This window comes from Streptomyces sp. NPDC001852 (genome assembly GCF_042891825.1).
GTDB lineage: Bacteria > Actinomycetota > Actinomycetes > Streptomycetales > Streptomycetaceae > Streptomyces.
In genome coordinates this window covers 14,860-36,398 of record NZ_JBIATN010000051.1, presented here as the reverse complement: position 1 = coordinate 36,398, position 21,539 = coordinate 14,860, and the positions used below count along the sequence as shown (strand labels likewise).

General features: G+C 68.6%; 18 protein-coding genes and 4 pseudogenes. 7 read left to right on the top strand and 15 right to left on the bottom strand.

Annotated features, from left to right (window positions below; all coding sequences use genetic code 11):
* Window positions 1-172: 172 nt before the first annotated feature.
* Window positions 173-757 (top strand): hypothetical protein, encoded by a 585-nt coding sequence (locus tag ACFYZB_RS43830; RefSeq protein ID WP_388767477.1) that lies wholly within the window; start codon window positions 173-175, stop codon window positions 755-757.
* Here the strand turns inward: ACFYZB_RS43830 and ACFYZB_RS43825 are convergent.
* Window positions 717-863: pseudogene (locus tag ACFYZB_RS43825) on the bottom strand (IS5/IS1182 family transposase); the annotation flags it as partial. The gene ACFYZB_RS43830 and the pseudogene ACFYZB_RS43825 overlap by 41 nt on opposite strands.
* Before the next feature lie 9 nt (window positions 864-872).
* Between ACFYZB_RS43825 and ACFYZB_RS43820 the strand changes: the two are divergent.
* Window positions 873-1,256: pseudogene (locus ACFYZB_RS43820) on the top strand (transposase); the annotation flags it as partial.
* A gap of 90 nt (window positions 1,257-1,346) precedes the next feature.
* Here ACFYZB_RS43820 and ACFYZB_RS43815 read toward each other — a convergent pair.
* The 4 genes from ACFYZB_RS43815 to ACFYZB_RS43800 are packed head-to-tail and all read right to left on the bottom strand — an operon-like array spanning window position 1,347 to window position 4,906.
* Window positions 1,347-1,889 (bottom strand): S26 family signal peptidase, encoded by a 543-nt coding sequence (locus tag ACFYZB_RS43815; RefSeq protein WP_388767476.1) that lies wholly within the window; start codon window positions 1,887-1,889, stop codon window positions 1,347-1,349.
* Complete coding sequence (locus tag ACFYZB_RS43810) at window positions 1,886-3,796, bottom strand: ABC transporter ATP-binding protein (RefSeq protein ID WP_388767475.1); 1,911 nt, start codon at window positions 3,794-3,796, stop codon at window positions 1,886-1,888. Before ACFYZB_RS43810 ends, ACFYZB_RS43815 begins: the two co-directional genes overlap by 4 nt.
* On the bottom strand, window positions 3,793-4,266 hold the full coding sequence (locus ACFYZB_RS43805) for a TlpA disulfide reductase family protein (protein ID WP_388767474.1): 474 nt from the start codon (window positions 4,264-4,266) through the stop codon (window positions 3,793-3,795). Before ACFYZB_RS43805 ends, ACFYZB_RS43810 begins: the two co-directional genes overlap by 4 nt.
* Entirely contained in the window at window positions 4,259-4,906 is a 648-nt protein-coding gene (locus tag ACFYZB_RS43800; RefSeq protein ID WP_388767473.1) for a MauE/DoxX family redox-associated membrane protein, read from the bottom strand. Before ACFYZB_RS43800 ends, ACFYZB_RS43805 begins: the two co-directional genes overlap by 8 nt.
* Before the next feature lie 606 nt (window positions 4,907-5,512).
* Between ACFYZB_RS43800 and ACFYZB_RS43795 the strand changes: the two genes are divergently transcribed.
* Complete coding sequence (locus tag ACFYZB_RS43795; protein WP_388767472.1) at window positions 5,513-6,256, top strand: helix-turn-helix domain-containing protein; 744 nt, start codon at window positions 5,513-5,515, stop codon at window positions 6,254-6,256.
* A gap of 21 nt (window positions 6,257-6,277) precedes the next feature.
* Here the strand turns inward: ACFYZB_RS43795 and ACFYZB_RS43790 are convergent, their stop codons facing one another.
* From ACFYZB_RS43790 to ACFYZB_RS43755, 8 genes and pseudogenes are all read right to left on the bottom strand, one after another.
* A complete protein-coding gene (locus ACFYZB_RS43790) occupies window positions 6,278-6,649 on the bottom strand; it encodes a hypothetical protein (RefSeq protein ID WP_388767471.1) in 372 nt (123 codons plus the stop codon).
* Window positions 6,650-6,775: 126 nt separating this feature from the next.
* Window positions 6,776-9,331, bottom strand: a complete 2,556-nt coding sequence (locus ACFYZB_RS43785; protein WP_388767470.1) for an ABC transporter permease — start codon at window positions 9,329-9,331, stop codon at window positions 6,776-6,778.
* Complete coding sequence (locus ACFYZB_RS43780; RefSeq protein WP_388767469.1) at window positions 9,331-10,071, bottom strand: ABC transporter ATP-binding protein; 741 nt, start codon at window positions 10,069-10,071, stop codon at window positions 9,331-9,333. Before ACFYZB_RS43780 ends, ACFYZB_RS43785 begins: the two co-directional genes overlap by 1 nt.
* Before the next feature lie 4 nt (window positions 10,072-10,075).
* Window positions 10,076-10,666: an ArsR/SmtB family transcription factor gene (locus ACFYZB_RS43775; protein ID WP_388767467.1), complete on the bottom strand. Its 591-nt coding sequence runs from the start codon at window positions 10,664-10,666 to the stop codon at window positions 10,076-10,078.
* 118 nt (window positions 10,667-10,784) lie between these two features.
* The gene (locus ACFYZB_RS43770) at window positions 10,785-11,351 is read right to left on the bottom strand and encodes a cation:proton antiporter (protein WP_388767478.1); all 567 of its coding nucleotides are present in this window, start codon (window positions 11,349-11,351) and stop codon (window positions 10,785-10,787) included.
* Window positions 11,352-11,614: 263 nt separating this feature from the next.
* On the bottom strand, window positions 11,615-12,235 hold the full coding sequence (locus ACFYZB_RS43765; protein WP_388767466.1) for a hypothetical protein: 621 nt from the start codon (window positions 12,233-12,235) through the stop codon (window positions 11,615-11,617).
* A gap of 420 nt (window positions 12,236-12,655) precedes the next feature.
* Window positions 12,656-12,856 (bottom strand): annotated as a pseudogene (locus ACFYZB_RS43760) (transposase); the annotation flags it as partial.
* Window positions 12,857-13,118: 262 nt separating this feature from the next.
* Window positions 13,119-15,932 carry a BTAD domain-containing putative transcriptional regulator gene (locus ACFYZB_RS43755; RefSeq protein WP_388767465.1) on the bottom strand — a complete coding sequence of 938 codons (2,814 nt, stop codon included), beginning with the start codon at window positions 15,930-15,932 and terminating at the stop codon, window positions 13,119-13,121.
* A 785-nt stretch (window positions 15,933-16,717) separates the two neighbouring features.
* Here ACFYZB_RS43755 and ACFYZB_RS43750 point away from each other — a divergent pair.
* The 3 genes from ACFYZB_RS43750 (at window position 16,718) to ACFYZB_RS43740 (ending at window position 19,050) form a co-directional block, all read left to right on the top strand.
* The gene (locus ACFYZB_RS43750) at window positions 16,718-17,437 is read left to right on the top strand and encodes a DUF6082 family protein (RefSeq protein ID WP_388767464.1); all 720 of its coding nucleotides are present in this window, start codon (window positions 16,718-16,720) and stop codon (window positions 17,435-17,437) included.
* A 32-nt stretch (window positions 17,438-17,469) separates the two neighbouring features.
* Complete coding sequence (locus ACFYZB_RS43745; protein ID WP_388767463.1) at window positions 17,470-18,240, top strand: transposase; 771 nt, start codon at window positions 17,470-17,472, stop codon at window positions 18,238-18,240.
* Window positions 18,241-18,717: 477 nt separating this feature from the next.
* A complete protein-coding gene (locus tag ACFYZB_RS43740; protein WP_388767462.1) occupies window positions 18,718-19,050 on the top strand; it encodes a helix-turn-helix domain-containing protein in 333 nt (110 codons plus the stop codon).
* Window positions 19,051-19,109: 59 nt separating this feature from the next.
* On the opposite strand, the gene ACFYZB_RS43735 is transcribed toward ACFYZB_RS43740, so the two are convergent.
* Complete coding sequence (locus tag ACFYZB_RS43735) at window positions 19,110-19,847, bottom strand: hypothetical protein (protein ID WP_388767461.1); 738 nt, start codon at window positions 19,845-19,847, stop codon at window positions 19,110-19,112.
* Window positions 19,848-20,332: 485 nt separating this feature from the next.
* Between ACFYZB_RS43735 and ACFYZB_RS43730 the strand changes: the two are divergent.
* Window positions 20,333-20,431: pseudogene (locus ACFYZB_RS43730) on the top strand.
* Between the two features lie 114 nt (window positions 20,432-20,545).
* Here the strand turns inward: ACFYZB_RS43730 and ACFYZB_RS43725 are convergent.
* Window positions 20,546-21,352 (bottom strand): class I SAM-dependent methyltransferase, encoded by an 807-nt coding sequence (locus tag ACFYZB_RS43725; protein ID WP_388767460.1) that lies wholly within the window; start codon window positions 21,350-21,352, stop codon window positions 20,546-20,548.
* Window positions 21,353-21,539: the final 187 nt, after the last annotated feature.

The following is a 21,539-nucleotide window of genomic DNA, read 5'->3' as shown; positions in this document are numbered from 1 at the left end:
CGACACCTCGAAGCGTGAAGAACGGCCGCCCTGCTGTCCCGGGAACAAACCAAGATCAGCAGGTCAGGTGAACGGCGGAGGTTAAACGCCAAGCTTACTGGCTGTTGTTCTTTCGAGCGTGATCGGTTGGTTTCCGCAGGTCAGGTGTGAACTCCGTGCTGGTGCGGCAGGGATGACGCGTCGTGTCGTCGCCGTTGTGGAGGGTCTGCTGATGCCGTCGGTGATGGGGTTGCTGGAAGCCGAGGAGCACGCTGCCCGGCAGCGGGTAGAGGTGCTGCGCGAGCAGGCCGACCGTCTGCTGGCCGAGTTGAACGAGGCCGAGACGGACTGGCAGGAGTTGGTCATCGCCCAGCAGCGGGTGGGCCGGGTGCTGGCCGGACAGCACGATGCCGCCTCTGGGCGGCAGGCTGTGCCGGATGCCGTGGCGCCGCCGGCCGACAACGCCACGGCGACGTCGGCTGCGGAGGCGGCCAGGCCCGGAACGATCCCGTGGTGGAGTCCGGAGGCCGACCTGGGCGCACTGGCGGCCGACTACCAGCGCATCCTGTCGGTGCTGGCCGACGCCCGCCGCCACGGACCGCCGCCGATGACCTGCAAGCAGATCGCCGAGCGGATGCGGATCGAGCTGACCCCGTCCAAGATCGAGGGAGTGGTGCGCTCCAGGGCCCGGCGGCTGGCCGATCGCGGCTGGGCCGTCCAGAGCGAGGCGGGCCGGTTCATGCTGGCCGACGGGCCAGCCGGCGTGTCATCAGCATGACCATCGACCAGTAGATCATCGCTTCGGACGAGTCGCAGCGGCGTTCGTAGTCACGGTCCAGCCGGCGGGTGCGACAGATCCAGGCGTTCGTCCGCTCGATGATCCAACTATCAGTGGCGCCTATGACATGCGGGAGATCGTGAACGCGATCCTCTACCAGGGGCGGACCGGCTGCCAGTGGGCCTATCTCCCGCACGATCTGCCGCAGAAGAGCGCGACCTACTACTACTTCGCCGCGTGGCGGGACGACGGGACCGACCAGGTCATCCATGAACTCCTGCGCTGCCAGGTCCGGGAACGCGCTCGCCGATTAGAGGACCCGACCCTGGTTGTGCTGGACACCCAGAGTGTCCATGTGGCCGCCGGGGTCCCCGCCTCCACGAGCGGCCATGATCCGGCCAAGCGGGTGCCCGGCCGCAAGCGCGGCCTGGCCGTGGACGTCCTCGGCCTGGTCATCGCGGTCGTCGTCCTCTCCGCGGACACCCGGCGTCCGGCCAGCCGGCGGTATCGGTACGCCCCGAGCTGACGGTGTGGGTGCGGGGCCCTCTCTCGTTACCCGGCAGATCAACCCGAACACGGGAGCCGGTCCTCAGATCCCGGACGTGTTGTGTCCATCCCGTGCGGGGAGCGCCCCGAGCCATCGGGCCGGACGGGTGTGGCCGCTCGCCCGGTGGACGACACCCAGCACGCGTTGGACCGGGAGGAAGCCCATCACCCTGGAGTCGGCGCTGACCTCCCGGTTGTCACCCAGCACGAGCAGCGTGCCCCACGGCACCCGGTCCGCCACCGCGCCGGACAGGGCCGGGAACTCGTCGCGTGGCACGGGGTCCCCCGGAAGAGCCGCGACGCGCTTGATCATCCAGGTTCGCTTGCGTACCTCGGCCGGGCCGTCGCGCCAGGAGATGGGAGGCCGTGGCCAACTGCCGTCCGGACGGGGCTGTTCCACGACCACCGCCTGGCTCGGGAGGAGCGGCTGACCGCGCCGTGCCAGCAGGCGATCGCCGTCATGGTAGGTGGGCTCCATGCTCACGCCACGTACGGTGACGCGGATGACGCTGCGCCGCAGCACCGCCCACGCGGCGCCCAGACAGCACACCCCGACGAGCGCCCGGCGGCCGTACCCGGTGGTCACGGTCGCCCCAGCGCGGGTGCGTCCGCAGGCGTGGCGGACTGCGGCGGCCGGTAGCCGTCGGCCTGCAGGGCAAAGAGCCGGGCGTACGCGCCGCCGGACGCGACGAGGGATCGGTGATCACCCTGCTCCACGACCCGGCCGTCCCCGAGGACGACGATCAGGTCGGCGTCGCACACGGCGCTGAGCCGGTGCGAGATGAGCAGGCTGGTACGCCCGCTCCGGTGCTGTCTGAGGCAGGAGTGGATCTCGTGCTCGGCCGCCGCGTCGAGCCCCGCGGAGGGCTCGTCGAGGATCACGAACTCGTGACGCTCGGGCAGGAGCGCACGGGCGAGCGCGAGGCGCTGCCACTGCCCGCCCGAGAGCGTCACGCCGTCCTGCGCGGAGGCAGTCTGGGAGGGCATGGCGAAGGTACGGGACAGCAGGGTGTCGTATCCATCCGGCAGGGCTGCGAGCGTTTCGTGGACCCCGGCGCGCTGCGCGGCGCCATGGATGCGGTCGGGCAGGTGAAGGGATGCGATGTCCCCCATGCCGATGTTCTCCGCCGCGGTCATGTCGTAGGTCATGTAGTCCTGGAAGACCGCGCTGATGCGGCGCCGCAGGTCGGCCACGTCCATGTCGCGCAGGTCCACTCCGTCCCACAGGATCGCGCCCTTCACCGGGTCGTAGAACCGGCACAGCAGCTTGACCAGCGTCGACTTCCCGGACCCGTTGAGGCCGACCAGGGCGACCGCGGTGCCGTACGGGATGACCATGGTGACGCCGCGGAGCACCCACGGCCCGTGCGGGGAGTAGCGGAACCAGACGTCCTTCAGCTCGATGCCGTGGCGCAGCGCGGGCGGCGTGACCGGGGTGGTCGCGCAGGGCAGGTCCGAGCCAGCCGCGGTGACGGCGCGGTAGTGCTCGAAGAGCAGCAGGCCCTGCTGGACCCGGGCCACCTCGGCTGCCATGGAGGCGCAGGTGCTCTGGACTCCGGCGACCGCGGCCACGAAGACCATCACGCCGCCGATGGTCAGTTTCCCGCTGCTCGCGGCCGCCACCGCCCACAGCAGCCCGCCGCCGGACACGGCGGTGGCCAGCAGCCCGAGGCCCGCCTGGGTCTGGACCTCGCGGCGGTCCACGGCCCGCTTCGCGGAGTTGGCCTCTTGCCGCTCCCTCAGCATCCGCCCGCGAAGGAAGGCTCCGATGCGGAACAGCCGGATCTCCTTGGCCGCCGTGCTGCTGGTGAGCAGCTGGCTGTAGAAGAACTCCCTGCGCTCGGCGGACCCGACCTCCCACAACACGCCGGCCCGCCGCCGTGACAAGGCGAGTTCCGCCACCAGCACGGGCAGGGCGGCGATGAGCACCAAGGCGGTCATGACGGGGTTGAGAAGGGTGAGCGAGCCGAGGAATCCGCTGAGCGTCAGCGCCGAGCGGAGGATGCCCAGGAGCGCGTCGACGGTCTGGTTCGGCAGCTCCCTGCCCGCCTGCTGGGCCAGCCGCAGCCTGTCCAGGAAACGCGGATCCTCCAGGCGCGCCAGTCCGGTGATGCGGTCCACGGCGGCGAAGAGGCGGTCCTGCGCGAGTACCCCGACCCGGCGGTCCAGCTCCGACCGCAGGTATCGAGTGATCTGCGGCGTGACGCCGGCCACGAGACCGGTGATACCGAGTCCCGCGGCCGAGGCGAGCACCGTCGGCGTCGGGGCATGCGTCGCCAGGTCGTCCACGAGGAGCTTGGTCAGCCAGGCGCTCGCGACCGGCAGCAGCCCTGCGGCGAGCGTGAGCGTCAGGTACAGGGCGAGCGTGCGTGGGGCTGCTTTCACCGCGAGGGCGCAGGCGTCGGCGACGCGCCGCGTCGTGACGCGTACCGGCTCTGTGCGCCGGCGCCCGTGTGCGGCCGCGTCGCGCGGAGTGCCGGCCGGCCCGCTCATGCGGGTGCGGCCCCGGCGAACGGGCGCTCCAGGTCGACCCGGTTGGACCGCACGACCGGGCGGCCCTGGTCGTCGTCGGCGATCATCAGGACCGTGGGGTACGCCTCGGCCTGGAACGCCGTGCTGAGCGGTCCGTCGTGGTTCTCGACCACGACGCGGGCCACCGGCGCCAGCCGGGAGACGAAGTCCTCGGCCTGGTCGGCCTCTCCCACCACCACCGCCAGCACGGAGGCGCGGCCGTGCGGCATGGCCGCGGCGTACTCCACGAACCGGGGCAGCTTGGCCTTGCACGGCTCGCACGTGGGAGAGAAGAAGGCCACCAGCGTCGGATCGGTCAGCAGGTCGCGCCGGACCTGTTCCCCGTCCAGCGTCACGGTCACGAAGTCCGTGACCGGTGAACCGACGGCGATGACGGGGGGCGCACCGCCCGGACCGCCGGCCCGGCCCAGCAGCTCGGTGTGCTCACGCAACCTCCTGATCACCCCCAGCGTGAGGACGAGGTCCAGTAGGCAGACCGCTCCAACGAGCACCACCACCGCTGTGAGCAATGCCACGGCTTGTCTCCTCTCGTTCGTTGACGGGCTGGAAAAGATCACAGATGTCGTCGAGTACGACCACCAGGCCGCTGGTCACCGCGCCGCCGAACAATGCGAGGGCGCCGCCTGCGATGCGCACCGGCCCTGTGTGCGAGCCGGTGCGCAGGAGTGCCGCCGTCGCCGCCACGGAGATCACGGCAAGGGCGAGGTTGCGGACCACGTGCCGCCTCTTCAGCGGGCGTGTGGCCGAGCCGAAACACCGGCACGCGGCCGGCACACCTCGCCGCAGGGTGCGGACGATGCCCGTCGCGAACACCGTGAGCAGCAGGGAGGCGAGGAGCAGACCGCTGATCGCGGTGGCTGTCGTCGGAACCACGAGCAGGCCCCACACCGAGAATTCGATGACGACGACCGCGGAGGCCACCAGTGCTGTCGGCAGGCGTGCCGGCGCCGTCATCCGCTGTACTGACGCCCGGAATTCCCCGAACGCCGAAACGCCCGCCACCTTACTGATCGAAGAAACGAAGAAGAGGACGCCGATCAGACATCGGATACCCAACAGGAAATACTGCACCGTGCACCTTTCCTCCCGCCGGGATGCCCCCTTCAGGATCTGGAAGGGGGCATTGTCCTCAGCAGTAACAGGACACCTTGCCGCAGTTGTATGCGCTGTTGCAGCAGTACGCGTCACAGGATGCGTTGTATCCGCAGATACTGCGGCACTGCCAGCACTGGCCGAAATGCATCCAACTGCACCACTCGGACGATGCCGAGGCGTCTACGGCCGGAACAAGCCTTCCCAGCAGGGCCGTTCCCATGGCCTCCAGCTTGGCGAACACAGTTGTCTCCCTTCTATGGACGAAGCCGCGAGCAAGTCTGTCCGGCTTCGGAATGCAGCGCTTGTAAAAACGCGACACGTATCTGACGAGCCACTTCCAGAGGCGGCGGAGTATGGCTTGTTAGCACTCCTGCGCGGTGCCGCGCACAGGCTTAGCATCGCTTCGAAGATCTGCCAGGGAGAAGAACCCGGGGGAGCCAAGTGGGCGAGCCAATCACGGAGGACGCTATTCCGAACGTGCAGCGCGAATTGGTTTGCCGACCTGCTCACCGGCGCCTACGCGGACACGTGCTCGGATACCGTGGATTCCGTTTCGGTCAATTCGGAATACGCCGCCGCCTGATGGTGCCGGACGGAATCGTGAAAATAATGTTCGGGTTCGGTGAACCGGTCAGCATGGTCGATGCGGTCGACCCCCGCCGGCGCTGCGACGCCGCGTCGCTGGTCAACGCGCTGAGAACGACCGCCGTGATCGGCCAGCACAGCGGCCTGCTGCACGGGGTCACCGCCCTGCTCACCCCGCTCGCCGCCTACCGCGTCTTCAGCGTGCCGGCGCCGCAGTGGACGGACGAGCCGGTCGATCCGGTCGCTTTCCTCGGCCGGGAGGGACGCTTCCTCACCGAGAGGCTTGCGGAGTGCTCCGGCTGGGACCAACGATTCGCCCTGCTGGACGCGGTGTTCGTGGCCAGGTTCTCCAAGGGGCGCACCTGCGGCCCCGACCTCGTCCACGCCTGGCGGAAACTGCACCGCACGGCGGGCCGCGCACGCGTGGAGGAGCTGGCGGCCGACTGCTGCTGCAGCCGCCGCCATCTGGAGCGGCGGTTTCGCGAATGCGTCGGTCTGTCGCCCAAGGCCATGGCCCAGATCCTCCGCCTGCAGTCGGCACTGCAGTTGCGACAGGGCGGGCTGCGCTGGGCTCAGGTCGCTGCCGAGACCGGATACTACGACCAGGCTCATTTCGATCACGTTTTCAGGTCCATGATCGGCTGCACCCCCAGCCGCTTCCACGCGCACCGAACGACAGCCTTCAGCGGCGATCCGCTGGACTTCCTGCCGGGCCGGGTCACCAGCGTCCTACTGCCCTGAGCCGAGTCGGAGGCCATCCGCTCAACGCGGGCTGCGGACCGCGATGCGGGCGCAGGGGGTGGACAGCCCCGCCGCGACCCGGGTAAGGGCGTCCCCGAGAAGACGACCCACCGGTACCGGCGGATCGGTGCGGAGGTGGTGTGCCATGACCGTGTTGATCGCGGCTACGACTGCAGATGCGACGAGGTGTGGGTACAGGTCCTGCCTCAGGTCGGCGCCGGTGCGGTCGGCGACGGCCGCGGCGATCTCGGCCTCGGCAATGGCCCCGGCCCGCAGCATCTCACCTTGCAGGGCCGGTTCGGAGACCATCATGCGCGCGCCTGCCGTCCACTGGGCCGCGTCAGCAATGGGGGCGCAACGCGAAGCGGAGTGCCGCGACCGGCCCCTCGCCACTCGACTGGCAGCGCGGTCAAGCGGCCCAGGAGGGCCTCCACGTCGGGCCTCACAACCCGATCCCGAAGACCCTCACCCGACAGCAAGCCCGTGGACCTGCCTGACCTTTCTTCTCGCTTCGGATCTTCAGTCTGCGATCGTGTCAGTGGGGTTTGACCGCAGGGTGATCCTGCCGGGCAGCACCGTCGCGATGAGGGCCAGCGCCGTGGCTGCCGCCACGATCGTCAGATAGATCACGGGGGACATGGCCGGAGCCGCCTCACCTGTCATGCCGATACTCAAGGACGTGAGCGTGGCCAACGAGATCCCCGTACCGAGCACGATCGCGGTGAGTGCCACGGTCAGGGCCTCCAGGCGAAGCATCCGCAGGACCTGTCGCCGGGTCATGCCGGCCAGGCGCAGGAGGGCGAACTCGCGTGACCGGTCGGCGGTGGACATGACCAGGGTGTTGACTGAGGCGATGGCGGTGAAGGCCACGATGAGCCCCATGGCCACGTAGTTGACCTCGGCGTTCTCCTCGTGCGTCGTCGCTTGACGGTCCGCCATACCTCCGCTGCCGGTGACCACCGCGCCGGGGAAGCCCCTCACGACCCCTGCCAGTTGCTCCCGTACCGTGTCCCGCTTGGCACCGCCGCCGACCGCGACGAGCACGGAGTCGCTGAGCGGATTGTCGATGTGAGCGGCCACGAGATCACGTGCCATGGTCAGGTCTCCGAAGCCGAGACCCCGCTTGTACACCGCGACGACGCTCACGGCGGCGGGAGTGCCGTCGCCCAACACCAGTTTCATCGTGTCGCCGGGTTGAAGGCCCTTGCTGTTGGCGACCACATCACTGACGGCGACCGCGTGGCCGCCGAGCCGGTCCAATGAGCCCTCGGTGACCTTCAGGTCCATGGTCGAGGCAAGGCCGCGGGGGGTTACGCCCTGGACGGAGTACTTGTCCAGGCCGGGCGTGCGGACGGACGTGTGGACGATCTCGGTCACGGCCATCACGCCGGGCAGGCCCCGTATCCGGTCGGCTACGGCGCCGGGCACGCCGGGACCTGTGGAGTCGACCACCCAATCCGCTGTGACACCGTCGCGGACCTGATGCTCGGCCGCATTGCCCAGGGTGGTCTGGACGAAGATGATGGTGGACGCCATGCCGACCAGGAGGGTGAGCGGCGTGATCACGGCCGCCAGCCGCTTGGCGTTGGCGCGAGCGTTGTGCGCCGCGAGGTACCCGGCGACCCTGGACAGCCGCAGCGGAACACCCAGCACGGCCAGTGCGCCCTTGGCCGTCAGCGGGCCGAGCAGCGCGAGCCCGATCGAGATCACGAGGACCACGAGGTAGGTCACCGGCATCGAGGTCGGTTCCGTGTGCAGTGCGGCCAGGACCACGAGCAGGACGACCCCGCCGACCAGTGCGATTCCCCCGGCCACGAGCCGCCCCCAGGGCAGGCGGTCGCCCTCGATGGCGGCTTCGGACATCGCCTCGGCCGGACGGATCCGGGAGATGCGGCGCGCCGAGATACGCGCCGCCGCCCACGCCGCGAACAGTGTCGCGGCCATCGCCGCGAACACCGGGAAGGGGCTGCGGACGAGCCTCAGGGTCTCCGGGATCGTCCCGAAGTCCACGAACTTTCCGTGCAGCCAGGACGCCAGCGGCAGACCGGCCGCCGCGCCGAGCAGACCGGCGGCGAAGCCGACGCACACCGCCTCCCGGCCGATCAGCCGGCGCACCTGCTTGGGGGTTGCCGCCACGGCCCGCAACAGGGCGATCTCCTGGCGGCGTTGCTGGATGGACAGGGCGAACGTGCCGGACACGACCAGGACCGCCACGAGCAGCCCGATGGCGCCGATCGCGCCTCCCATGCTGATCAGCTTGACCCGGGCCTTGGCCGCCCCGAGGAACTCCACCCGGCCGCGGTCACCGCCGGTGGACACCTGCTCGTGGGACGACTCACCGAGGGCCGTCCGCACCGCCTTGGCCAACTCCCCGGTGCTCACACCCTCCTTGGGCAGCACGCCGATCACGGCTTCCTGGCCAAGGTGGCCGGCCAGCCGCCGGGCCTCGTCCGAGGAGAAGAAGACCGCGGCCTGTTCCTTCAGATCGCCGTTGGGGGTGGTAGCGATCCCCGTCACCGTGTAGGTCGAAGGCGAGCCGGTGGCCTGAACGGTCACCTTGTCGCCGGGGGCCAGACCCGCACGGGAGGCCAGTCCCCGGTCGATGACGATCTCATGGTCGGTCCGCGGAGGCGTCCCCTTGTCGATGCGGAACGGTGTCAGCTGGGCAGACGCCCATGCGTGCCCCGACGACTCCTTGCCGTCCGGGCCGCCGAAGATCCTGCCGTTCGGTCCGACCCCGTACGCGGGGAAGTCGAGTTCCGGCACGACCGCCCGCACCCCGGGGGCCGTCTCGATCCGCTCCCGGGCGGCCGAGGGCAGCCACACCCTTTCGCCGAGCGGCTTGGCCTTGTCCTTGGTCTTGCCCTTCTTCTTCGTGACGTGGTGGACGTTCTGGTCTGCCGCCACGATGACCGGTGTGCCGGAGTACCGCTCGGTACCGATCTCGCCGCGCAGTCCGGTCTCCAGCAGACCACCGCAGGCGGTCACCAGAGCCGCGGCGCACATCAGCGCCAGGAACGCCCCGATGAACCCCGCCTTGCGGGCCTTCAGGGACTGCAGTATGTAACGCAGCATCAGGCCCACGCTCCGAGGTGCGTCATACGGTCGGCGACGCGGTCGGCAGACGGCGACTGCATCCGGTCGGCGATGCGGCCGTCCGCGAGGAAGAGCACCGTGTCCGCGTAGGACGCCGCGACCGGATCATGGGTGACCATCACCACCGTCTGGCCGGTGGCGTCGACGCACGAACGCAGCAGGGTGAGGATGTCCCTGGCGGTGACCGTGTCCAGCGCGCCGGTCGGCTCGTCACCGAAGATGACATGAGGGCGCGTGATCAACGCACGAGCGATGGCGACCCGCTGCTGCTGGCCGCCGGAGAGCTGGGACGGCCGCGTGTTGGCCTTTCCGGTGAGGCCCACCCGGGCCAGCACCTCCTCCAGCCAGCGCCTGTCGACCCGTTCACCGGACAGCCTCAGTGGCAGGATGATGTTGTCCCGGACCGTCAGTGACGACACGAGGTTGTACGCCTGGAAGACGAATCCGACGTGCTTGCGGCGCAAGTTCGTCAACTGGGTCTCGTTCATGCCGCTGAGCGCGATGCCGCCGATCCAGCAGGCGCCGGAGGTGAGGCTGTCCAGGCCCGCCGCGCAGTGCAGAAACGTGCTCTTGCCCGATCCCGACGGACCCATGACCGCGGTGAAGGTGCCGGGTGGGATGGTGACGGACACCGTGTCGAGCGCCCGGACTTCACGTCCTCTGCGGTATGCGCTGCCGTAGATCTTGGTCACCGAATCGAGCCGGACGGCCTGGGGCATGCCGCTAAGCAACGTCTTCTCCTGACCGGTTCGGGGCCGGGAAGGCCAGGAATCGGGTGAGTACGGTCCGTGCCCCCGCGGGGGCTCCCTCGGGTCGCTTGTACCGGTTGAGGAGCGCGATGTACTCCTCGAAGAGGTCGTGCAGCTCGGTGAGGGTCACCTGGACGGTTCCGCGTGAGTAGGGGAAGGCGTCCATCCACGCCCCCAGGTCTTCGCCTTGCTGCTGCAGTCGTTCGAACAGCCGTAGATCCGCGGTGTAGGCGAGCCGGTTCATCTCGTCGACGACGACACGGGTCTGCGGATCCTGCGCGCTGCGCATCGGTAGCCGCAGGTCGCCGGAGACCGCACGCCACCAGCGCTCGCGACCGTGTCCCTTGCCCTTGTTCCCGGATGCGGGGTCGGCCTGGATCTCCTCGACGAAACCGTGCCGGGCGAGTTCTCGCAGGTGGTAGCTGGTCGCGCCGGTGTTGAGGTCGAGGGCACGGGCGAGGGTGGCGGACGTGGCCGGTCCGTGCATGGCCAACTGCTCCAGCATCTGCTGGCGTCTGGGATGTGCGAGAGCCTTCAGCCCGCTGAGGGAGGGGATGAACGTCATGTCCACAGATTGCTGTGCACAGACCTTTGTGCACGATCCGGCAGGCACCCCGGGCCATGGTGGGGATATCCCCGCCATGGCCCGGGGCCGGCCGGCCCGGCACTGCCACCGCGGGGGGTTACCTTTCGGCCACGGTGCTCGGCTGCCGCCGCGTTGGTGGTCGCCCTGCGCGCAGGCGGGCTCGTGCCCGGTCGAGCAAAGACAGGAGAGGGCCCGTCAGGGTGGTGGTGGCGAGGGCCATCACCACCAGTGCCAGGAACATGGGCGGTGTCACCATTCCGGTGCTGTAGCCGACCTGAAGAACGATCAGCTCGGTGAGTCCCCGCGTGTTCAGCAGGACACCGAGGCGTGCCGCTGTCCATCGGGACTTCCCGCCCAGGAGTGCCCCGAGAAAGCCGCCACCCATCTTGCCGAGGGTGCCCAGTACGGTGGTGAGGATCAGCAGGGTCCACGGCGCCGAGCTGAGGCTTTTGGTGAACACGGTGACACCGGTGACCACGAAGAACACCGGCACGAGTGGCCGGCCGCAGCCGGTCACAGAGGTCACGGCCGGGGTCCAGGCCGACGACGTGCCCGTGGGCATCGCAAGGCCGAAGAGCACCGAACCGAAGATCATCGACAGGCCGAGTGATTCCGATATCAGTGCCGCCGCGATGGCACCGGCACCGACCGCGGCGGCTCCCAGGCGCGGGAACCGGGTGACCCATGCTCGGGCGGGCTCGGTGTGCAGGACAGGTCCCTGCCGACAGTAGTGTGCGACATTCCGCTTCCAGCCGTGGCGGGAGGGGTCAGCGAACGCTGACGCCTCCCGCCAGGAGTTGCCGCTACCGGTCCGCGAGCCCGTCGCACGCCCAAGACGCTTTCCCGGCCGCGAACTGCGAACCCGAGGACCAGTCTGCCGACGCCCGGGCGGATGCCGAGCAGCTGCGGCAGCGGCAGTTCAGTTCATCAGAACGGGGCAGCCGGGAAGGTTCCCTGCCCGCTGGTAACGACCGGGCCGTCCTGGTCGTAGCCCGCGTAGTTATGCAGGGTGCCCCAGGAGATCCACTGGCAGTCGTTGACCTCAGCGCCCACGCGCCAGGCATCCGGGCTGTAGATGTTCCACTTCGGTCCCCAGAAGTAGACGTCCTTCTCCGAGGAGATCGCGTAGCCCGCGTTGTCCGCCCAGAACGTACTGCCGTAGGGGTCGCCGACCGCCAGGGAGACGGGTGTCCCGTTGTAGCCGGAGTTGATGAACCCGTTCGCGAACTGCCAGTGCGCGACCACCCGACCCGAGCAGGTGTCCCACATCTGCTCGACCTGGCCCGCGTAGGTGCCCTGGTAGCCGAAGCTGCCGGGGGCGCCGATGTTCTCCAGCCCGCAGGACGCTGCGGCGTTGGTGTGCATGCCCTTGATGCCCGAGCGCAGGATCGCCCGCCCGGCGGTGTTGTAGGTGACGCTCGCGTGGCTGTTGGTGATACTGATGGGCGTGTGGTGCCTCGCTGCGTTGGCCGCCTGGGAGGTGCCGGCAGCGGCCAACGCGAGGGCGGAAGCGGCCGCGGTGGCGGCGGCGATGGCGCGAAGACGCATGGTGATTCCTGACTGTGAAGTGGATCTGAGTCGAGCCGCGGCTTGGGCCGGCCCGCTGAGCGGCACAACCAGCCTGCCCGCGACATCTGGGCAAGGTCTCGCCCGTCGTTGGTGCCCCTTACCGGGGCAGTTGGTCGTTCTCTCGTGCTAGTGGCACGTCCGGACTCGCGGCGGATCTCGTTGGCCTCGGCTTCGAGCCATTGCCCCCGACTGCCGGACCGTGACGCTACGGTCACGAGTCCTTGGTCCGTCCTAGATTCGTCCTGGGCCTCGATCTTTCGCGAGGGGTCGTCGGCTTGCTGACGGCTCCTCTTCGGGTTTTTGGTGTTGTGGTTTCGGTGTTCGGGCAGGTTGGTGGCTCGGCTGGGTTCCGCGGCTCCGGTGGGGGTGAGGCTGCTCGTGGGAGCGGGAGGTTCCTGGTCAGCCGGGGTTGGGGAGGGCTTCGAGTCGTGTCAGGGCGTCTGTGACCACGTCGGTCCAGGACCAGTGTCTGGCGAGGCGGAGGATGCGGCGGCGGCCGGTCGTCACGAGCTGGGCGATGGCGGAGAACAGTCGCAATCGCATGCGGCGGGGTTCCCACCTGCGGGCGGTGCCCGTCAGCGCGAGCATGGGCATCCAGGCCCGCTACTTCACCTGAGGAGTGCAGCTTTCCCTCCGACGACCAGGACCTTAGCCTCGCGCTTTCACGAGGTGGCCTGTCCGAGAGTTGATCAAAAACGCGGAAGGCGCCTCTGACCTGCAACGATAGGACTTGCTGAGGCGCTGCTGACTCCGAGGAATGAAGCACTTCCCAGGTGAAGAAACGTATTGGGTCCTATCCCCGTGTCCGTGTCGAGGGCGGCTCACTCCTCGCACTGCTTGCGCATGCGCAGCGTCAGTCAGGTCACGGCGACGATGGTCGCGCTGGGGATTTTGTCTGGTTCATGTCGCCGATCGTCTGCCATAACCGCTGCGCCCGCCCGCGGTGTTGGTGTGCCAGGTGGTGAACGCCGGCGGCGGCGTCCAGGTCGCCGATCAGTTGCCAGCACGTGGCCTCGTCCTGACGGTCGCCGTGCCGGTGGAACAGGTGCGCCGCGCGTTCCAACGCCGGGCTCGCCCGGTCCCGGTCGTGCTGACCGGCGTACACGCGGCCGACTTCCAGCAGCGTGTACGCTGCGCACCGCTCGTCGGCCAATTCCTCGAAGGTGGCCAACGCCTGCCACAGGCAGCGCAGCGCCTCGTCCGGATCACCGCGGCGATCGTGCAGCCGGCTGAACCGTCGCAGCACCACGGCCACGCGATGCCCGTCGCCCACCGCCCTGGCGAGGCTCAAGGCCCCGTCGAACCAGAACTCCGCCTCGTCGAGCTTGCCCTGCATGAGCTTCATCACGGCCATGGAGCAGGACAGCTGCGCTTCGATGTGCCGGTCGCCCTCACCGACCGCGATGCTCAGCGCCTGCTCGACACGTTCGAGGGCTTCGTCGTCACGGTCCTGCACCCGGCTGACCGTGCCCAGCATCGCCAGCGACAACGCCTCGCCGCGCTTGTCCCCACCGTCCCGGCACAGCCCGAGGGAGGACTCCAGAGCCCGGGTGGCCCGATCGAACTCGTCTTGGTAGATGTGCAGTTGGCCAAGACCGCGTAGCAGCACCGATGCGCCGCGCACGTTGCCGGCGGCCTCGGCCGCGTCCAGCGCGAGCCGGTGCCCGTGCTGCCAGTCCTGATAGAGACACCGGTGGTCGTAGTAGGTTGCTGCCCCGGCCGCCAGCTCCCAGGCCAATTCGTCCAGGCCCCAGTCCACGGCCATTTTCACCGCGCCGAGCAGGTTATCGCGTTCCGCGTCGAACCAGCCGACCGGGTCGGCCATCAGCCGGTCCACGACCGCATCGGGCAGCGATCGGCGCGGTGCCGCACCGGGTGGGGCTGCCAGCAGCCCCGCCGCCGGCAGCCGATCGGTGCCGCGTCCGATCAGGTCGAGCCAAACGGACAGCACGCGGATGATCGCGTCCCTCTTGTCCGCCGTGGGCAGCGGGGCGGCGATCTCCACGGCACAGGTCCTGATCAGATCGTGCAGCCGGTAGCGCGGCTGGCCGATGGCGTCGGTGGCGGTCAGCCGCACCAGGCTGGCGTCGACGAGGGTGTCCAGCACCTCCTCGGCGTCCGAGCGGTCCAGCAGCGGGCCGACCACCCAGCCGGGCAGGGTGTAGGCGCCGAGCAGACCCAGCAGGCTCAGCGCGCGCACCGCGTCGGCGGGCAGCAGCCGTAAGCTCAGTTCGACGCTGGCTCGCACGCTGAGGTCCCCGATCCTCAGCTCGGCCAGCCGCCGGGACTCGTCCTCGATCCGTTCCCGCAGCACCCGCAGCGACCAGGCCGGACGGCCCGTGAGCTTGCCGCTGGCGATCCGGATCGCCAGCGGCAGATTGCCGCAGCAGTCGAGGATTGCCTCGGCCTCCTCCGGTTCCCGCTCGACCCGCCACCGCCCGATGATTCCCGTGAATAACTCCCGCGCCTCTGCCGGGCTCAGCACGTCCAGGTCGATGTGCAGAGCGCCGGGAAGCTGCGTCAGCAGAGTGCGGCTGGTGATCAACACGGCACAGCCGTTGGCGGCGGGCAGCAAGGGCAGCACCTGATCGGCGTGACCGGCATCGTCCAGCACCACCAGCATGCGACGGTCCGCCAGCAACGACCGGTAGAGCGCGGCCCGCTCGGCCAGGCCCTTAGGGATCGCACTGCCCGCGATCGAGAGCGCGCGCAGTGCCTCGGCCAGCATCAGCCCCGGGTCCCGCGGCTCATCGGACGTCGCCGCGAGGTTGAGGTAGAGCTGGCCGTCGGGGAAGGCGCCGCTCGCCTGCCGCGCAGCGTGCGTCGCCAGGCAGGACTTGCCGACACCGGGACCGCCCACGATGACGGCCACCCGGGCCCGGTTCGGCGCCGGCTCGCCGAGTAGTCCGGCGATCTCGTCCAGTGCCTCGGCTCGGCCCACGAAGTCCGGTACGTCGAAGGGTAGTTGACGCACCGGCATCGCCATGGCCGGCCCGGCGGCCGCTGCGTCAGGGCTCTGCGGTGGTATGTCCAAGGGCCTGCTCGCTGGGACCGGGGTCGTCAAGGTGGGATCCGCGGTGAGTATGCGTTGGTGCAGCGCCTGGAGCGGCGGGGTGGGGTCGACGCCGAGTTCGTCGGCCAGTGTCCGGCGCAGCCGCTCGTACACGTGCAGCGCCTCGCCTTGTCGCCGACACCGGCAGAGAGCGACTATCAGCTGTTCGGCGACATGCTCGTCGTAGGGGTGCGCGCGGAGCAGAGAGGTCAGCTCGTCAATGACCTCTCGATGACGCCCCAGTCCGAGTTCGATGACCAGACACTGTTTGAGTGTGTCCGCGCGTTTCTCGTTCAGCCGTGCCGCATCGATCTCCAGGGCCCGGCTGGAGATGTCGGTCAGGGCATGTCCGCGCCAGCAGGCCAGCGCCCTCCGAAGTGCTGCAGCTGTCTCGGACGGGTCCGTGTGCCGTTCGGCGAGGCGCCGCTCGTGGTCGAACTCCAGCAGGTCGAGCTGATCCGGGGACAGGTGGATCTCGTAGCCGCCGCGCTGCGTACTGATCAGGGAGCCTGGTGCTCCGCACGTGGCGAGGTTGCGGCGCAGCCCGGAGACGGCGTCCTGGACCTGACGGACCGCAGTGGCTGGCGGTTTCCCGTCCCACATCACGGCCAAGAGCCGTTCCATGGCGACGATGTTGTTGGCGTCAATCAGAAGCGCGGCCAGCATCTTGGCCTGTCGCGGTCCGTCTAATCGGACCTCTCGTCCGGTGATCTGGGCATGTAACGGCCCCAGTATGCCGAATCTCATCTTTCCCCCAGGTACTTCGTGATCAGCGTTGGTCACCTCGCTGACCTGGCACTAGGACGAATCTAGGACGGCCGACGGACGCGTGTCCATATCGTCGCCGTAGCGGGGCTCGCCGAAGATCAGTAGGCGGGCAATACGTGCGGAGCGTGCCCTCAAAGTCCGCGCTTGAGGCGACCAGGGGAGGTAGCCGCACCCAAGTGATGAGCAGCCCAAGCGAACTTGAGTAATCGCTGCGTATCTACGTTGACCAGGTGTCTCGATACCGCCTTCCTCAAGCCGAGCTCGCGTACGCACGGTTACCGGTCACCACGGCGCGGTCTACAAAACAGACACCAGATTCGCGTCGGCCTCTATTCCTCTCCAACCCTTTACTGAAAGGATTTCCGATGAAACCCGGAAGCCATGGATGGCGACGGATCCCGCCCATTCCCGTCGTCACCACCATGTGGGCGTAAGGGCTGTCCCGTAAACGATCTTCGGTCGATGTGGCGGCGGTCCTCCGGCGGGCGACAGTGATCTTGTGCAGGCGGACGATGCCGAGCATGACGGCTGCACGTAGGCTGCCCTCTGGCTCGGCCTAGTCACTGGGGCAGGCTCGCCTGGGGGTGATTTACCTGATAGCTCGTCATCGGTCTGTGGATGCAGTATCAGTGGCTCGCCGGGTGGGCAGAGCTCTGGGGCTGGTCGCCGCTGCGGCGGCCGTGCTGGCGACGCTGCTGTTGTCGCCTTTCGCGCTAGAGGACATCTCCGGCTCCAAGGGGGTGGACTGGAACAGATTGAGCCAAGTCGGCGCGGCGTATGGCTTCACGTCGGCGATCGTCTCGGCGCTCGCGTTGGCCGGCGTCGCTGCTTCGCTGGTAGTTCAGAACCGCCAGGCCAGGGCGGAGCAGGTCCAGGGAATTCGCAGCTACTACCTTGAGCTAGTCCGCCTGGAACTTGACGACATGGCGCTCTACCAGCCTGTTTGGGGCGCCACGGACATTGCCGATCCCCATGAGCGCAAGCGGCATGTCTATGCCGATCTGATGATGAACTACGCGTGGATGGGCTTCGAAATCGGGACCATTCGCGAGCCTCTCCTGCGGGACATGCTGGCCGGGATGTTCACCGGAGACGCTGGGCGGCACTACTGGAGCAGGGCCCAGATCTCGTGGACCGCCAGCTCGTCCGGAAGCCGTATCGGTCGTCGGTTCCTGGCCATCGTGGGCGAGGAGCACGCTCGCGCTGTCGCTGCCGGACCACCAACGCCGTCGGCCGTCGCACCTCGTCCGCCTGACGTGCCCGTCGCCGGAGCAGCGCCCGCATGGCGAACGTCAGTCGGCGCCCTGATCGGCCTGGGCGCCGGCTTAGCGCTCGGATCCCTCCTGCGCAGCCGACGCTAAAGGCTGTCGGCTACGGGTTGGATGATCAAGGTGTGACTGGTGTGATTACGGCGTCGGAGCCGTCTTGGATAGCCCCGTTCTCGGGTCTGAGCCCGCGCTGCTTCGGGAAGTTGGTGACCGCGCTACGGAGCGAGGGGGCCGACGCGGTTGGCAGGGGACGGCCCTGGAGCCTGTCCCTTGAGGACCGAGTGCTGCTGGTCGCGGCCTACTGGCGCACGAACCTGACAATGCGCCAGCTGGCCCTGCTGTTCGGCATCTCGAAGTCGGCGGCAGACCGGATCATCGACCACCTCGGCCCGCTCATGTCCCTGCAGCCGCGGCGCCGGTTCTCCAAGGACACCGTGCTGATAGTGGACGGCACCCTGGTGCCCACCCGCGACCACGAGGTAGCCGAGCAGTCCAAGAACTATCGGTACTCCACCAATCACCAGGTCGTAATCGACGCCGACAGCCGACTCGTCGTCGTGGTCGGTCGACCGCTGCCCGGCAACCGCAACGACTGCAAGGCGTGGCAGCTGTCCGGAGCCAAGGACGCCGTCGGCAGGACCACGGTGATCGCAGACGGCGGCTACCGGGGCACCGGACTGGTGATTCCGCATCGCCGCGAGCGCGGTCAGACCGAACTGCCGGCGTGGAAAGAGGAACACAACGCCTCCCACCGCAAGGTCCGCGCCCGTGTCGAGCATGCCTTTGCCCGCATGAAGGGCTGGAAGATCCTCCGCGACTGCCGCCTGAAAGGCGACGGAGTCCACCACGCCATGCGCGGCATCGCCCGCCTACACAACCTCGTCCTCACGGGATAGGAGCAGACCCCACCGGTCGGCCCACCGCGCCCCCAACCCGTGGAAGATCGTTTACGGGACAACCCTTAGTTGTCGGCCACGCGGTCATAGGACTCACGGACCACGTCGAGATCGGCCGGGCGGTCAACACGGTGTGCGCACATCCGCCAACAATAGGACGACCATCTTGTACTGATGGGCTCGCGTTTTCACCCGTCACCGCTCTCCAGGGAACAGCCCGGCCCGCGACCCCAGTTCCTGCCGCGCCGTCGGCCACCCGTCTCCGCCCGCGCTCACCAACACAGTTGTGGCACGCGCCGCCCCTGAACCCAATCGGGTGACTTTGGGCAAGTTTCATGGTGGACTACCGCAGGTCAGCCCCTGGATGGGGAGTAGCAGGCGTAGATTCTTCACCAACTGAGTTTTTAGCCCTAGCTAAAGGTGGCATGCTGATGGAGTGGCAACGAGCGTTGTCTCTCCATGAGTTGGGGGTGAATCATGGGCATCTTTGCCCGTGACGAGAGCCGGACGACCTCAGCGGCTTCCCGGATAGCGCGACAGGCGACGGCCTCCCTGGCCGGCGTACTGGCGGGGCAGGGCAAGACCCGCTCCGACCTGGCGGCGGCCATGGGTGTCAGCCCGGGCCGGGTCAGTCAGATCATGTCCGGCGATGCGAACCTGACCGTGCGCACCCTGGCCGCCGTGGCGGAGGCGCTGGATGCCGACGTCCAGATCACCTTCCGTCCAAGAGAGCAGTCGGCGGACGCCAAGGCCTGTGCCAGCACGGATTCGTCGCACGTCAGGAGCAGCGGGCTGCCGGCCCGTCACTGAGCCTCGAGCTCGGCAGTCTGCCGCTCAGTCGTCCCGCCCCCAGGGCTCACCCCCTGTTGTCAGCGGGTGAGCCAGCGCTCGAACCAGCGGCGCTGTGGCGGCAGAGCCGGATGGTGGAACGCATCGTTGGACGCCGCCTTCGCCCGCAGGGACTTGAGCTCATCGCCATCGCGGCGGCGACCGTGGGCGTAGGCGAAGCGCAGCAGGTGTCCGCACTGGGCGAGGGCGGTGCCGAACGCCTGGCGGCGGGCGATGAGTTCGTCATCGGTCGGTTCGCGCTCGGCCTGGCGGCACGCCTCGTCGATGCTGGTCGCCACGTCCAGAGCGGTGTCGATCGCTGTCTCCACCTCCGTATAGATGGCATTGATCGTCTTGGTCTCGGCGGTGAGGGGATGCCTCTCCAGCAGGTATAGCTTGAGGTCGTGGACGAACACCCTGAGCTGGGCAGACGTTTCAATACCCTGGATAAAGCGGTCTGACCAGGTGCAGGCGTCCAAATGGACGCGCTGGACCAGCCGCTCCCTGACCAGGGCGATGCCCAGGGTCATGAACTTGATGTACGGCTGTGCCGTCTCGTCCTGTTTGCGTCGGGGCAGCGCGGTCGCCCCGGTCACGGCACCCGCGATCACCGGAGGAATCGACGCTGCATGCGGCAGCAGCACCACCGCGCCGGCCCCCACCGCACCCATCAGCGCCAGCACGAGCAGCAGCAGACAAGACGACGCCCAGCTGCCCAGCAGCCGTCCCTTGCCGGAGAACTCGCGGGCCAGGCCCACCCACGCGATGGCCGCGCTCACGGCAGCGGGTAACGCGTAATCAGCCAGCCAGGTATGGTCAAGCCAACTCATCGACAGCCGCCCCCAAGACGGTTCCACGGACAGGGCCGGACCGCCGTCAGCGTGCAGATGCCAAGGGGTCTCCCTCTCGGCACATGGCACACTGGCGCTCGGCCCTCTCGCCGCCCACCTGTCGTCGCCAGCTGCCGCGAGTGGAGTTGATGATGTCAGCCAACGTGATACCACGCCGTTACTTTGAGCGACAATTCGCCAGCGTGTCCGGCCCCTGCCCCGAACCCGCTTCTCATCCCGGGCACTTGCCGACTCGATGACCGTTGAATCGGACCGTTCTGTCAGCTGAAGCACGCAGCGGCGCTGGTTTGATCGTCCCGGGGCGTCGGCCCAGCGAACCCCGTCAGCGCCGCCACGTCAGTGCCTTGTCAGGGGCCCGTGCCACGCTCTTTCACGTGAACGACCCCGGGGACGCCTCCGGGGGTCGGGAACGAGGAGAGGTGCCCGGAGTGGTTGATCGGGGACCAGCGAGCACGCCTCACGGTCGGACCCCCACAGGGTCCACGCAGGTTCGAATCCTGCCCTCTCCGCCAAGGAAAGGACATCCCGTGCCGGGGTCGGCGGCGTGGTCGGAACCGGATCGCAGTGGCCGGCATGTCACCTGTCACTGGGTCAGGCATCGTGCCGGATGACCGTACCCATGGCGTTCATCCTGTCTCGCCGTCCCCTCCCTCTCGTCGGCCCCACGCGGAGATGGTCATCTGGGGGATGTCGACGAACGTCGGGTCTTCGAGTAGTTCGGTGAATGCGCCGAGGTCCGCGTCGCTGACGAGGCCGCTCGCCAGGAGAGCGGGGGCGGCCCGCTCGATGAGCGGACGCCAGCGGTCCTTGGCGAGTCCGCCCATGCAGCCGAGGTTTCCGGCAAACGCCACCTCGGTCAGTGCGTTGCGGGCGAGGAGCGCGGGCAGACCGCGTGCCCAGGTCATGTCGGCGCCGTGCTGCCGGTGGGTGTGCTGGTAGGCGGTGAGGATGCGCTGGACCAGCGGGAAGGGGGAGGTTCCCGGGGGCAGGTCGTACGGCTCCTCGACGACGAGCCAGCCACCGGGGGAGAGCCAGCCGACGGCCCGCGCGATCATCTCGTCCCGGTCGGGCAGGTGGCAGAAGAGATAGCGGGCGTGGATGAGGTCGAACGAGCCGGGCGCGTAGTCGTGCTGTGTGATGTCGGCTTCCTGGACCTCGAGGTTGGCGGCCCGGCCGGCATCGAGAAGGCGGGTGTCGATGTCGACGGCGACCACGCGTCCGGCGGGGCAACGGGTTGCGAGCCAGTAGGCGATGGAACCGGCGCCCGCGCCCAGTTCCAGGCAGTTCCAGGACGCCTGGACGGGAAGGCCGTCGATGACGTTCCTGGTGAAGATGTCCACGCTTCGCTGGATGGACTCCAGGCGGTCACGTTCGCCCGGGTCGTCGTTGCCGAGCATGCCGGTGCTGTAGGGGGCGGTGGCGGCTTCCCTCATGCTTGTCCGCCTCTCACCGGCAGTTGCCTGTCCGTCATCGTACGCCCGGCCCGACCGTCACTGTCCACCAGGACGGCCGGGCCGGGCATGAGTACCCGTATTCAGACGGCTACAGGCTCATGCCTGCCATCGTGCGCTCGAGAGCGTTCGCGTACAGGCGCGCGCCCTGGATCTTCGGGCGACGGTC

Bases quoted from the DNA above. Each gene is read 5' to 3' on its own strand.
- ACFYZB_RS43830 (WP_388767477.1), top strand. From the start codon at position 173: ATGACGCGTCGTGTCGTCGCCGTTGTGGAGGGTCTGCTGATGCCGTCG.
- ACFYZB_RS43810 (WP_388767475.1), bottom strand. From the start codon at position 3,796: ATGAGCGGGCCGGCCGGCACTCCGCGCGACGCGGCCGCACACGGGCGC.
- ACFYZB_RS43795 (WP_388767472.1), top strand. From the start codon at position 5,513: ATGGTGCCGGACGGAATCGTGAAAATAATGTTCGGGTTCGGTGAACCG.
- ACFYZB_RS43785 (WP_388767470.1), bottom strand. From the start codon at position 9,331: ATGCTGCGTTACATACTGCAGTCCCTGAAGGCCCGCAAGGCGGGGTTC.
- ACFYZB_RS43780 (WP_388767469.1), bottom strand. From the start codon at position 10,071: ATGCCCCAGGCCGTCCGGCTCGATTCGGTGACCAAGATCTACGGCAGC.
- ACFYZB_RS43775 (WP_388767467.1), bottom strand. From the start codon at position 10,666: ATGACGTTCATCCCCTCCCTCAGCGGGCTGAAGGCTCTCGCACATCCC.
- ACFYZB_RS43765 (WP_388767466.1), bottom strand. From the start codon at position 12,235: ATGCGTCTTCGCGCCATCGCCGCCGCCACCGCGGCCGCTTCCGCCCTC.
- ACFYZB_RS43755 (WP_388767465.1), bottom strand. From the start codon at position 15,932: ATGGAACGGCTCTTGGCCGTGATGTGGGACGGGAAACCGCCAGCCACT.
- ACFYZB_RS43740 (WP_388767462.1), top strand. From the start codon at position 18,718: ATGGGCATCTTTGCCCGTGACGAGAGCCGGACGACCTCAGCGGCTTCC.
- ACFYZB_RS43725 (WP_388767460.1), bottom strand. From the start codon at position 21,352: ATGAGGGAAGCCGCCACCGCCCCCTACAGCACCGGCATGCTCGGCAAC.